This is a genomic window from Falsiroseomonas oryzae, from assembly GCF_027856955.1.
In the GTDB taxonomy this organism is placed as follows: domain Bacteria; phylum Pseudomonadota; class Alphaproteobacteria; order Acetobacterales; family Acetobacteraceae; genus Falsiroseomonas; species Falsiroseomonas oryzae.
Genome location: NZ_JAPSMD010001034.1, coordinates 1 through 516, shown reverse-complemented (window position 1 = coordinate 516; position 516 = coordinate 1). Strand labels below are relative to the sequence as shown.

Below are 516 nucleotides of genomic sequence, written 5' to 3'. Positions count from 1 at the left end.
CCGCGCCCAGGCTGCGTACCACGGCGCCCGTGGCGGTGTCCTCGCCGGCGATCAGCCCGCGCCGCACCACGCCGCCGGCATCGGTGACGAGGTCGGCGGCGACGGCGCGCGGCGTGCCGGCCAGCAGCGCCGGCGGGCGGACGCCGGGCAGGGGAGGTTCCGGCAGCTTCGTCACCCAGAGGATGCCGGGATGCCGCACCAGCACCGCGTCCAGCTGCGCCGCGCCGTCGCCGACGGGACGGTCGCGGTAGAGATCCACGGCGATGGGGCCGGCACCGGCCGCCGCCAGCCGGTCCAGCAGCGTGGCCAGCACCGCATCGGGCAGGGGCCAGCCGAAGCGCCCGATATCCTCCTCCGTCGCGGTCACCAGCGCGATGCGGTCGCTCGGTGGCGCGGTGGCGTGCCAGCGCACCAGCGCGTCATGCGCCACCAAGTCCAGCGGCTCGGTCAGGCCGGCGCCGCGCGCGAGCAGCGCCAGCCCCGTGGCCGCTGCGGCGGCGAGCAGCAGGCGGGCCG

1 protein-coding gene is annotated in these 516 nt (G+C 78.5%); it reads right to left on the bottom strand.

The window, feature by feature from the left end; genetic code table 11:
- A partial coding sequence (locus tag OZN99_RS33365) for a CHASE2 domain-containing protein (protein WP_270939445.1) occupies positions 1-516 on the bottom strand: 516 nt, incomplete at both ends.